Raw genomic sequence first — 11,217 nt, forward strand, 5'->3', positions numbered from 1 at the left:
CCTCACGCACCCCAACCCCCTTGTGACGCACGTCACTTATGAGGCTCCTGTGTCCGCTGAGTTACATCGTTCGGCATCCCGTACATAGCGGCGTACGCTCCCCTACCCCACAGGAGACGCGCATGTCGCGCAGGAGAACCGCCAGTACGAAGAAGAAGCTGGCGCTGCTGGTCACCGCCGCGGCGGTCGCGGGCGGCGGGGCCTTCGCCCTGGCCACCACGTCGAACGCGTCGCAGTCGACGGCACAGAACGCCAAGACGCTGTCCGCCGCGAACTCGACGGTCTGCCAGGGACTCGCCACCGCGCTCGGCAACAACCAGAAGTTCATCGACGGTCAACGGGCCGCGCCCGACGCCCAGTCGAGCGCGCGGATCGCCAACCGCGAAGCGGTCATCGCGCAGATCAAGGTGCAGCAGAAGGCGTCCGGTTGTGCGGTTGGGGAGTCGGCTCAGGACTCCCAGGTCGCACAGCCGGCGCAGTCGGCGCCCGCGGGTTCCACCGCCACCACCCCGGCCGCGACCCCGCCGGCGACGGGCAACACGGGTGGCGGCAACGCCGCCGCGGGCAGCCAGGTGTGCAACGGCTCGACCGTCACGCTCTCCGGCGAGGCCGGTGCGCCGGCCGCGTCCAGCAACCAGTTCCCGGCGGGTACGACGCTGAAGGTCACCAACCTGGACAACAACAAGTCCACGACGGTGAAGGTGACTTCGGTCTCCGGCAGCTGTGTCCTGCTGAACAACGCCGCATTCGAACAGGTCCGTGAGCCCGGCAAGTTCCTCATCCGCCGCGCTCTGATCCAGAAGGTGGGGTGACGCCCCGGGTCCCAGAAAACCGGTGAGGTGACGGCCCTGTCGCTCGGGCCGCCACCAGGTACGTGTCATAGGTCCCGCTGCTTCCGGCCAGAAGCAGCGGGACCGACGCGTTCCCACCCATCACCCATCACCCGCCGCCCGATGCCCGATGCCCGCCACCCGATGCCCACGCGCCACGCGCCACGGGCCACGCGCCAACCCCATCGCATACGAGCCGTCCGCCCGCGCCCGTCCACCGCCCGTCCGCGCATGCGAACAGCGGGCTCACAGCCGTCTCCCCCGGTGTGCCGTGCGCAGCGCACGTGAATCGCGACACAGAGCCACCAGGTAACACGGGGTTCACGCCCGGGCAATGATCGGGAAATCGCATATTGACAGGCTGCCCGGCATGAATCGCGGCGCTCCAGTGCCGCTGCGCCGCAGCACCCGCAAGTGCGCCTAAAAGACCCACCCCGAAGGATGTGGCCCGTGACCTTCAAGGCTGAGTACATCTGGATCGACGGCACCCAGCCGACGGCCAAGCTCCGTTCCAAGACGAAGATCCTGGCCGATGACGCCAAGGGTGCCGAGCTCCCGATCTGGGGCTTCGACGGGTCGTCCACGAACCAGGCCGAGGGGCACTCCTCGGACCGCGTGCTCAAGCCGGTCTCCTCCTACCCGGACCCGATCCGCGGCGGCGACGACATCCTCGTCATGTGCGAGGTCCTCGAGATCGACATGACGCCGCACGAGTCCAACACGCGTGCCGCGCTGGCCGAGGTCGCCGCGAAGTACGCCGCTCAGGAGCCGATCTTCGGCATCGAGCAGGAGTACACCTTCTTCGACGGCGCCCGTCCGCTCGGCTTCCCCGAGGGCGGCTTCCCGGCGCCCCAGGGCGGCTACTACTGCGGTGTCGGCGCCGACGAGATCTTCGGCCGCGAGATCGTCGAGGCCCACCTGGACAACTGCCTGAAGGCCGGTCTCGCGATCTCCGGCATCAACGCCGAGGTCATGCCCGGCCAGTGGGAGTTCCAGGTCGGCCCGGTCTCCCCGCTGGAGGTCTCCGACCACCTGTGGATCGCCCGCTGGCTGCTCTACCGCACCGCCGAGGACTTCGGCATCTCCGCGACCCTCGACCCCAAGCCGGTCAAGGGCGACTGGAACGGCGCGGGCGCGCACACCAACTTCTCCACCAAGGCCATGCGTGAGGGCTACGACGCGATCATCACCGCGTGCGAGTCCCTCGGCGAGGGCTCCAAGCCCCTCGACCACGTCAAGCACTACGGCGCCGGCATCGACGACCGCCTGACGGGCCTGCACGAGACCGCCCCGTGGAACGAGTACTCCTACGGCGTCTCCAACCGCGGCGCCTCGGTCCGTATCCCGTGGCAGGTCGAGAAGGACGGCAAGGGCTACATCGAGGACCGCCGTCCGAACGCCAACGTCGACCCGTACCTGGTGACCCGACTGATCGTCGACACCTGCTGCGCCGCCCTGGAGAAGGCCGGCCAGGTCTGATCCACCCCCGCTCGTACGAGGAGGCGTCCACCGTCGTGGTGGGCGCCTCCTCGCGTTGTCAGTGGTGCGTGCCATGGTTGGGGACATGGAGATCGACGGGGCTCTCGACATCAGGATCGAGACGGAGAACAGGCAGACGCACAGCCGCGTTTCGGCGCTACGGCTGCGGGAGCTGGTGGCACGGATCGGTGGCGCGGGCGACCGTTTCCTGGTCGTGCAGCGGATACCGGACCTCCCGGACGTGTTCGCCCAGGTGTGGCACGAGCAGGGCGGGGACTACCGGCTGGAACACCGGCTGAGCGAGGACGAGTTCTACGGTACGAACCTGGACTCCCCGGACCGGGTGGCGGATCTCCTGACCGACTGGGCACGGCAGGCGGAGGCCGGCTGGGACGCGGGCGCCGACTGGGAGCCGGTCGACCTGGGGCCCCGGGAGGAGGTGCCCGAGCTGCCGGACGAGGTGCGGGAGGAGGTCGAGGAGCGGGTCCGGACACGGCTGCGCTGCGGCTACGACAGCCGGAAGATACTGACCGAGATCGCCGAGGACTATCTCGTCGACGGTGACGAGCGGCCGGTGTCGCGCGCGCAGGCCTCGCGGCTGGTCGACCGGTTGTGGCTGGATCGGGTGGCCGAGCAGGCGGTCTGGGAGGGCGTCACCGACCCGGACCGGCTCACCCGAGCCTTCGAGGCGCTGGACGCGAGCGGCATCACCGCCCGGGAGAACTTCGCCTGCTGCCGGGGCTGCGGCCTCTCGGAGATAGGCGCGGAGCGGGAGGACGCCCGCGGTTTCGTCTTCTTCCACCGGCAGGTCACGGAGCACGCCGTCGAGGGGTACGGACTCGCCCTGCACTACGGCGGGTTCGACGGTTCGGCCGAGACCACCGCGACCGTCGGGCACGAGATCCTGGCCGCGCTCCGTGCGGCCGGGCTGTCCGCCGACTGGGATGGCGATCCGGACAAGGCGATCGACGTCGGACCGCTGACCTGGCACAAACGACTGGTGGGATGAGGGGCCGGGCGTCGACTTCACGCCAAGGAGGCGTCCAAGCTGTGAGAGGAGGGTCCTGTCCCGGGCCTGTGTCTGCTTCAATGGGCCCATGGCCAGCTTTCAGAAGTGCAGCGCGACGGGTCGCCATGACCTCGAGCCCTTCTGGCCTTCCCGTCAGCACCATGACTTCGACCGGGTGTGTTGTCGCGCGATGAACGCGCCGGCCCTCTAAAGCCGTACCACCCTCGGCCTCCGGCCTGCGCGACTCGACGTACGTCCCTCGACGAACCTCTCGCGCGAAAGAGCTGACTTCTCATGGCGATCATCCGTTCCCTCCCCGCACTTCCCTCCGACACGCTCGACACCCCCGCTCCGAACGCTCCACGGCACCATCTGCGCGCCGTGGACCGGGACGAGGTGATCGACGTGACGGAGTTCCTGCCCCCGGGCGCCACCTGGCTGCCCGCGCCCCCGCACACGTTGCCCACGCTGCCGGGGCAGCCGCCGATGGTCGGGTACCTCGTCCTCATCCCGGCCGACAGCCCGCACCTCACCCGGACCAGCCTCCCGGTCCCGCCCCTCCCCGATGAGGCCGAGCCGCTCGTCCGCGTCGACACCGTGCAGCGCACCGCCCAGCTGAACGGCGCGGAACTCGACCTGACGTACCTGGAGTTCGAACTCCTCGCCCATCTCGTCGCGCACCCCAACCGGGTTCACACCCGCGACCAGTTGGTCACCACGGTGTGGGGATACGGGCATGTGGGCGACGGCCGTACCGTCGACGTCCACATCGCCCGGCTGCGCCGCAAGCTGGGCGTCGAGCACCGCAAGGCGATCCAGACGGTGCGCCGGGTCGGGTACAAGTACACGCCGCCGACAGCGCGTTGATCATCGGCGGTCCGGTGATCTGCTGATGGCAGATCGGCGTTCCGTTCCGTGGGACCCGCGGGCAGAGTCGTCGGTATGAGACTTCTGGTGCTGGGCGGTACGGAGTTCGCGGGGCGGGCCGTCGTGGAGGCTGCCCTCGGTCGGGGCTGGGAGGTGACCGTCCTCAACCGGGGCCGGCATCAACCCCCGGCCGGGGTACGGGCGTTGCGAGGTGACCGCACCGCGCCCGGCGGGCTCGCCGCGCTGGCCTCCGGCGAGTGGGATGCCGTGATCGACACCTGGTCGGCGGCGCCGCGCGCGGTCGACGACGCGGCGCGGCTGCTGGCCGACCGGGTGGGCCGGTATGTGTACGTGTCGAGCTGTTCGGTGTACGCGTGGGCGCCGCCCTCGGGGTACGGGGAGGACGCGCCGCTCGTCGAGGGGGCCTCGCCCTCCGCCGACAAGACCGACTACGCGCGTGACAAGCGGGGCGGGGAGCTGGCCGCGCTCGGGGCGTTCGGGGCGGAGCGGTCGGTGTTCGCTCGGGCCGGGCTGATTCTCGGGCCGTACGAGAACATCGGGCGGTTGCCGTGGTGGTTGGGGCGGGTCGCTCGTGGTGGGCCGGTGCTGGCGCCCGGGCCTCGGGATCTGGCGCTTCAGTATGTCGATGTGCGGGATCTTGCGGAGTGGTTGCTCGGGGCGGTGGAGCGGGAGTTGAGCGGGGCGTACAACCTGATCTCGGCGCAGGGGCACGCGACGATGGGGTCTCTGCTGGACGCGTGTGTGCGGGTTACCGGTGGAGGGGCTGAGCTGCGGTGGACCGCGCCTGAGGTGGTGCTCTCCGCTGGGATCGAGCCGTGGACCCAGTTGCCGGTGTGGGTGCCGCCGGGGAGTGAGGGGTACGACGCGTTGCACAGTGCGGATGTTTCTCGGGCGGTTGCCACGGGGTTGAGGTGCCGGTCTGTCGACGAGACGGTGGCTGACACGTGGGCGTGGTTGCGGAGCATCGGGGGGTCCGCACCGCAGCGGGCTGACCGTCCGGCGGTGGGGCTTGACCCTGCTGTGGAGGCGAAGGTGCTGGGGGTGCCGTTGGAGTGGTAGTTCGTTGGGTGCGGGTCGGTGGGGGCTGGTCGCGCAGTTCCCCTCGCCCCTAAAAGCAGGTGGGGTTAGCACCACCCCCTTCGTGGTGGCCGGGACCCGTGACCTTGTCGTTCCGTTCGGTGAGACTGGCCGTATGGACACGAACAGCGATGGTGGGCGGGCCCGTACCGTTCTCACGGCCGGGCTGCGTGCGCTTGCCCTTGCCCTTCTCTCCCTTTACGGGTCCCTCGTACTCTTCGTCCTCACGCTCGTCTCCCTGGTGCTCATCCCCCTGGGCCTCGGGCTGATCACCACACCCTGGGTGCTCAGCGCGGTACGTGCCCACGCGAACCTGCGGCGGTTCCTCGGCGCGCAGTGGTGCGAGGTGCGTATTCCGGTGGCGTACCGGGCCATCCCCGCCGGCGCGCGGCCGTGGACCCGTACCTTTCGCATGCTCGGCGATCCCGCCACCTGGCGGGATCTGCGGTGGCTGCCCGTCGACATGGTCGCCGGGTTCGTCACCGCGCTGGTGCCCGCGGCCCTGGTGTTCTATCCGCTGGAGGGGTTCGCGTTGGCGTTCGGGCTGTGGCGGGTTTTCACGGACGGGACGTATGTCGGGTGGTGGTACGGCTTCGTGCCGGTGAGTGGGCAGGGCAGTGCGCTGCTCGCGGGTGCGCTGGGTGTCGCGATCCTCGTCGCCTCCTACTTCCTCACTCCTCCGCTGCTGCGCGTCCATTTCCTGCTGACGCGTTCCCTCCTCGCCCCGGGGCGGGGTCAACTCGCCGAGCGTGTACGGGTGTTGACCGAGACGCGACGGGACGCGGTGGATGGTTCCGCCGCCGAGCTACGGCGGATCGAGCGCGATCTGCACGACGGGGCGCAGGCCCGGCTGGTGGCCATGGGGATGGATCTCGGCACCATCGAGGCGCTGTTGGAGAAGAACCCGGCCAAGGCCCGGGAGCTGCTCGCCCGCGCCCGGCAGTCCTCAGCCGAGGCCCTCGGCGAACTGCGCGATCTCGTGCGCGGTATTCATCCTCCGGTGCTGGCCGAGCGTGGACTCGCGGATGCCGTACGGGCGTTGGCGTTGCGGATGCCGGTGACCACCGAGGTGCGGGCGGAGCTCGGGGGTGGGCGGGCCGACGCGCCGGTCGAGTCGGCCGCGTACTTCGCCGTCAGCGAGGTGCTCACCAACGCCGTGAAGCATTCCGGTGCCGACCGGATCTGGGTCGACATGCGTCATGTGGAAGGGGCGTTGCGGATCTCCGTCACCGACAACGGCTCGGGTGGTGCTGTGGTCGGGGGCGGGTCGGGGCTCTCCGGAGTCGAGCGGCGGCTGGGTACATTCGACGGCGTCCTGGCCGTCAGCAGTCCCGCGGGCGGTCCCACCATGGTGACCATGGAGATTCCGTGCGCGTTGTCCTAGCCGAAGACCTGTTCCTGCTGCGGGACGGGCTGGTCAGGCTGTTGGAGGCCTACGACTTCGAGATCGTCGCGGCGGTGGAGAGTGGGCCCGAACTCACCAAGGCGCTGGCCGAGTTGGCGCCCGATGTCGCCGTGGTCGACGTGCGGCTGCCGCCCACGCACACCGATGAGGGCTTGCAGTGCGCGCTGCGGGCGCGACGGGATCGGCCGGGGCTGCCGGTGCTCGTGCTGTCGCAGCACGTGGAGCAGTTGTACGCGCGGGAGTTGCTCGCCGACGGGACCGGCGGGGTGGGCTATCTGCTGAAGGACCGGGTGTTCGACGCGGAGCAGTTCGTGGACGCCGTGCGGAGGGTGGCGGGGGGCGGGACGGTGATGGATCCGCAGGTCATTCAGCAGTTGCTGGCGCGACGGGCGGCCGACGACCGGCCGCTGGGGCGGTTGACGCCGCGGGAGGTCGAGGTGCTCGAACTGATGGCGCAGGGGCGGTCGAACGCGGCGATCGCGGGGCAACTCGTCGTAACGGAACGGGCGATCGGGAAGCACACGTCCAATATTTTCGCCAAACTGGGTCTGGAAGTCTCGGACGATGACAATCGCCGCGTGCTGGCGGTATTGGCCTATTTGGACCAAGGACGCTGAGCACTACCTGTGAGTCGATCACAACTGCTGGTGTTTAAAGGGCAGTTGGGAGGGGACTTACCCAAGAATCTCTCATCAGTTTCTGAGACGGCTGAACACTCCTGGGACCCCCTGCGTATCAAAGGGCGCCGCTTCACTCCTGTCGGGCGCCTCGCTGCCCCGCAAGGAAGTCAGAGGAGTTCCATGGGACGCAATGATCGTAAACGCCGTACGCCGCTGGCCACCAAGGCCATTGCCGCATCGGCTGCCCTAGCGCTCGGTGGGGGCGGGCTGCTCTGGGCACAGATGAACGCTTCGGCGCACGAGTCCAACTCGTCGGGGCAGAACCAGACCAAGGCCGCGAACGCCGCGGCGCAAGTCGCGACGATCGCCTGCCCGGACGTCGGCCAGCAGCTGACGAGCGTGCCTCAGAAGGCCCGTCAGGGTGTCGCCACCGAACTGGCGAACCTCGACAAGCAGATCACCGAGGCCTACGCCCGGCTCGCTTCGACGCGTCAGGCCCAGACGAATGACGCGAGCTTCGTGCAGAACGCGATCGTCGGCCCCCTCAAGGAGAAGCGGGCCGCGACGATCGACCGCATCCGCATCGACATCCAGCGAGTCGGCGGCACCGTCAACGCGGACGCGCTGAAGCAGCTCGCCGCCTGTACGACGCAGAACGCCACGAACACCACCACGGCGGGTCGCGGCGGCGGCAAGAACAACGGCGGGGGCAAGAACAACAACGGCGGCCAGAACAACGGCGGTCAGAACACCGCGGCGCCGAGCGCGAGCGCCAGTGCCTCCGCGGCGCCCCCCGCCAACAACGGTGGCCAGGCCGGCAACGGCCCGACGGCGGCCGACTTCGTGGACATCACGAAGGTGGCGAACAACGTGCAGGCGAAGCCGCAGAACAGCGGCCAGGCTTCGACCGGTTCGTTCACCACCAAGTGCGGTGTCAACGCGAACAAGAACCACAACACCGACAACGTCATCGTGGCGCCCGGCGTGACCAACGGCGCGCACCACGTGCACGACTACGTCGGCAACCAGAAGGTCAACGCGTTCTCCACGAACGACTCGCTGCTGGCCGCCCCCTCCAGCTGCCAGAACCAGAGTGACCTCTCGTCGTACTACTGGCCGGTCGTGCGTGTGCAGGACGGCACGCAGGAGGTCGACGCGAACGCGGACGGCGGTGGCAAGGAAGGCAACGTCGGCAAGATCCTGACCGCGCAGTCGGCGCAGATCAAGTACGTCGGTTCGCCGGCCAGCAAGGTCGTCGCGATGCCGCAGTTCCTGCGCATCATCACCGGTGACGCCAAGACCCTCACCAACGGTCTGGCCAACGCCAACGCGCACTGGAGCTGCACCGGCTTCGAGGACAAGGTCCAGCTGACCGAGCAGTACCCGATCTGCCCGCAGGGCAGCCAGGTGGTCCGCACCTTCGCCTTCCAGAGCTGCTGGGACGGCGTGAACGCCGACAGCGCCAACCACCGTACGCACGTTGCCTTCGCGGACCCGGCGAGCGGTGTCTGCGGGAACGGCTTCAAGGCCATCCCGCAGCTGACGATGCGCCTGGTCTACAACATCACGCCCCCCACCCTGGAGGCGGACGGCACCGTGAAGAACGCCTACGCGGTGGACGGGTTCCCGGAGCAGCTGCACAAGCCGTCGACCGACCACGACGACTTCATCAGCGTCACCAAGAACAACCTGGCGGCGAAGATCGCCAACTGCGTCAACTCCGGCAAGAAGTGCCAGTGAGTGCAGTTAGCCGGTAGCAACCGGTAGTACGAAGCGGGCGGTGGGTTCTCCCACCGCCCGCTTTCGTGTGTCCGTACGGGAGTTCAGCTGGTGTGCTTCGAGTGGTCGGTGCCGATCTCCTCGTTGCCGCCGAGCGTGGTCTGAAGCTTCTTGACGATCTTGTCGGTGCCCACGACGACCCACTTGCGGCCGACGAGGTAGAAACCGCCGTAGTCCTTCGCGTCGTTGATCCACTCGCGCTGGCCGCGGTCGGTGGCGAAGGTCGCGAGGATGAACTTGCCGTAGCTCATCTTGCAGATGGCCTGGCGGAGTTCGTCGGCGTCGGTCTGGATGTCGGGCGTGCACTTCACCTTGGCGGCCAGGCTCTCCAGGCTGCCGGTGGCCTCCGTCGGCACGGTCGCGGCCTTGGTGTCGGCACCGCAGCCCGCCAGCGCCAGCGCCGCCGTGGCGCCGGCCACCGCGAGCATCGGTCGGGTCAACCTCATCTGTCGTTCCTCCGGTCGTCCGGTCAGCAGCATGCCGCAGTCGACCCCGGCGAGGGGCCTTCTCATCCGATACGGCTCCGGAGCGCCCCGCGCTCAAATCCTTGGTCCCCGGCTGGACGCGTGTGCGAGGGTGACGCCCATGGAGCATCGTGTGGATCAGGACTGGGACGACCGTGTGACCGCCGCCTGGGCGACCTTCGACGACTGTCCGGAGGCGAGGGCGGCCGACTTCCGGTCCGTGATCGACGCGCTCGTCGCCGAACTGCCGGACGGCAGCCCGCTGGGACCGTTCGAGCGGGCCTGCGCCTGGGACTCGACGGGGCATTCCGACCTGGCCGCTCCGCTGTACCGGGAGGCGCTCGCGCGCGGGCTGAGCGGGTACAAGGGGCGCCGGGCGAAGATCCAACTCTCCAGTTCGCTGCGGAACATCGGGCAGGCCGAGGAGGGCGTCAAGTTGCTCACCTCCGAACTCGACGGCCCCTCGGACGAGTTGGACGACGCGATCCGCGCGTGCCTCGCCCTGTGCCTGTCCAGCCTGGGCCGCGACCGCGAGGGCCTCTCCCTCGTGCTGGGCGCCCTCGCGCCCCATCTGCCGCGCTACCAGCGGTCGATGGCGAACTACGCGCGGGCCCTGGTCGAGCCCGAGGACTGACCTGAGCGCCGAGTCCCCCGGGCGGCGGTGACCAACTCACCATTCGCTCGTTTTGCTGAACGTGCAGTCACAGGATGTCGCCAAGCGCCCCGCAGCTTCACCCACCGACCCGGTCGTCGATGTCGAACAGGCCGAGGCCGCGCTCGTCGAGCACTATCCACGGCTCGTCCGGCTCGCCTATCTGGTGCTCCCCCCGAGCCTCGGCCGCAACCGGCGCGTCCTGACCGCGCACGCCCTCACCCAGCGCGCCCTGCCCAGAGGCCGCGCGTCGGCGTCCGTGATCCCGGCCCAGTCGACCGGCCGCGACGGCGACCCCGGCTACGCCTTCGTCCGCCTCCACGTCGTGCGTACGGCACTGGAGGCGGGCCTCCCGCTGTCGTTCCGGGCGCTGCCCAAGCGGTCCCAACTCCCGCCGCTGCTCCCCCAGGTGTGGGGTCTGCGGCTCTTCCCGCGCTCGGGCGGCGCCGACGAACTCGCCCTGGACCAGCGGCTGTCGGCCCTCACCGGCCCGGCCCGCGCGGTGTACGTGCTGCGCGGCCTGGAGAAGCTGCCCGACGGCGACGTACGCAGGGTGCTCGCGGCAGCCGGCGTAGACGCGGATGAGGTGGACGAGGCGCTGAGCGAGGCCGACGAGACGCCCGCGCAGTACGAACTCCTCAACTCCCCCGAGTTCGACCCCTGTTCGCTGCACGCCCGGCCCACCGACCTGATGCGCCGCCGCCAGCACGGCAAGGCCGCGCTCGCCGCGGCGGCGGCCGTCGCCGTGTGCGGTGCGCTGCTCGCGCTGCCCGGCGGCGGCTGGGGCCCGGACGGCGCCGCCGCACCCTCCTACGCGGAGAACCCGGCGTCCCAAGCCGCTCTGAATCCAGGCAAGTTGACGAGAATCGCGCCCACCGCGTGGACGGTGTCCGCGCGCAAGGACTTCTCCGTCTGGCCCGCGCGAGGCGACCTCACCGAGGACACCGCCCTGCTGCGCCGCGCCCTCGCCGTCTGGGCCCGCCCCGGCGAGTCCGTCCAGGTCTCGGCCACCCC

General features: G+C 69.6%; 10 protein-coding genes and 1 pseudogene. 10 read left to right on the top strand and 1 reads right to left on the bottom strand.

All coding sequences use genetic code 11. From position 1 onward, the window contains the following. Window positions 1-122: 122 nt before the first annotated feature. The 8 genes from ACNFOC_RS42470 (at window position 123) to ACNFOC_RS42505 (ending at window position 9,048) form a co-directional block, all read left to right on the top strand. Window positions 123-812 (top strand): SCO2207 family protein, encoded by a 690-nt coding sequence (locus tag ACNFOC_RS42470; protein ID WP_416964359.1) that lies wholly within the window; start codon window positions 123-125, stop codon window positions 810-812. A 468-nt stretch (window positions 813-1,280) separates the two neighbouring features. Then, window positions 1,281-2,309: a glutamine synthetase gene (gene glnII, locus ACNFOC_RS42475; protein WP_416964360.1), complete on the top strand. Its 1,029-nt coding sequence runs from the start codon at window positions 1,281-1,283 to the stop codon at window positions 2,307-2,309. A gap of 85 nt (window positions 2,310-2,394) precedes the next feature. Next, the gene (locus ACNFOC_RS42480) at window positions 2,395-3,318 is read left to right on the top strand and encodes a DUF6891 domain-containing protein (protein ID WP_416964361.1); all 924 of its coding nucleotides are present in this window, start codon (window positions 2,395-2,397) and stop codon (window positions 3,316-3,318) included. A 294-nt stretch (window positions 3,319-3,612) separates the two neighbouring features. Then, window positions 3,613-4,185 carry a winged helix-turn-helix domain-containing protein gene (locus ACNFOC_RS42485; RefSeq protein WP_416964362.1) on the top strand — a complete coding sequence of 191 codons (573 nt, stop codon included), beginning with the start codon at window positions 3,613-3,615 and terminating at the stop codon, window positions 4,183-4,185. A gap of 75 nt (window positions 4,186-4,260) precedes the next feature. Further along, window positions 4,261-5,265, top strand: coding sequence for an NAD-dependent epimerase/dehydratase family protein (locus tag ACNFOC_RS42490; RefSeq protein ID WP_416964363.1), 1,005 nt, complete (start codon window positions 4,261-4,263; stop codon window positions 5,263-5,265). 133 nt (window positions 5,266-5,398) lie between these two features. Further along, window positions 5,399-6,667, top strand: a complete 1,269-nt coding sequence (locus ACNFOC_RS42495; RefSeq protein WP_416964364.1) for a sensor histidine kinase — start codon at window positions 5,399-5,401, stop codon at window positions 6,665-6,667. Further along, a complete protein-coding gene (locus tag ACNFOC_RS42500) occupies window positions 6,652-7,305 on the top strand; it encodes a response regulator (protein ID WP_405971645.1) in 654 nt (217 codons plus the stop codon). Before ACNFOC_RS42495 ends, ACNFOC_RS42500 begins: the two co-directional genes overlap by 16 nt. Window positions 7,306-7,488: 183 nt before the next feature. Continuing rightward, window positions 7,489-9,048: a DUF1996 domain-containing protein gene (locus ACNFOC_RS42505; RefSeq protein WP_416964365.1), complete on the top strand. Its 1,560-nt coding sequence runs from the start codon at window positions 7,489-7,491 to the stop codon at window positions 9,046-9,048. Between the two features lie 83 nt (window positions 9,049-9,131). Here ACNFOC_RS42505 and ACNFOC_RS42510 read toward each other — a convergent pair whose 3' ends face one another. Beyond that, window positions 9,132-9,533, bottom strand: a complete 402-nt coding sequence (locus tag ACNFOC_RS42510; RefSeq protein WP_416964366.1) for a hypothetical protein — start codon at window positions 9,531-9,533, stop codon at window positions 9,132-9,134. A 139-nt stretch (window positions 9,534-9,672) separates the two neighbouring features. On the opposite strand from ACNFOC_RS42510, the gene ACNFOC_RS42515 reads away from it, so the two are divergent. After that, window positions 9,673-10,185: a tetratricopeptide repeat protein gene (locus ACNFOC_RS42515; protein ID WP_416964367.1), complete on the top strand. Its 513-nt coding sequence runs from the start codon at window positions 9,673-9,675 to the stop codon at window positions 10,183-10,185. A gap of 61 nt (window positions 10,186-10,246) precedes the next feature. After that, window positions 10,247-11,217: pseudogene (locus ACNFOC_RS42520) on the top strand (hypothetical protein); the annotation flags it as partial.

This window comes from Streptomyces colwelliae, from assembly GCF_048158785.1.
Taxonomy (GTDB): Bacteria; Actinomycetota; Actinomycetes; order Streptomycetales; family Streptomycetaceae; genus Streptomyces.

Excerpts from the sequence above, each read along its gene's own strand:
- ACNFOC_RS42505 (WP_416964365.1), top strand. The coding sequence starts at position 7,489 with ATGGGACGCAATGATCGTAAACGCCGTACGCCGCTGGCCACCAAGGCC.
- ACNFOC_RS42510 (WP_416964366.1), bottom strand. The coding sequence starts at position 9,533 with ATGAGGTTGACCCGACCGATGCTCGCGGTGGCCGGCGCCACGGCGGCG.
- ACNFOC_RS42470 (WP_416964359.1), top strand. The coding sequence starts at position 123 with ATGTCGCGCAGGAGAACCGCCAGTACGAAGAAGAAGCTGGCGCTGCTG.
- ACNFOC_RS42480 (WP_416964361.1), top strand. The coding sequence starts at position 2,395 with ATGGAGATCGACGGGGCTCTCGACATCAGGATCGAGACGGAGAACAGG.
- ACNFOC_RS42515 (WP_416964367.1), top strand. The coding sequence starts at position 9,673 with ATGGAGCATCGTGTGGATCAGGACTGGGACGACCGTGTGACCGCCGCC.
- ACNFOC_RS42490 (WP_416964363.1), top strand. The coding sequence starts at position 4,261 with ATGAGACTTCTGGTGCTGGGCGGTACGGAGTTCGCGGGGCGGGCCGTC.
- ACNFOC_RS42485 (WP_416964362.1), top strand. The coding sequence starts at position 3,613 with ATGGCGATCATCCGTTCCCTCCCCGCACTTCCCTCCGACACGCTCGAC.
- ACNFOC_RS42495 (WP_416964364.1), top strand. The coding sequence starts at position 5,399 with ATGGACACGAACAGCGATGGTGGGCGGGCCCGTACCGTTCTCACGGCC.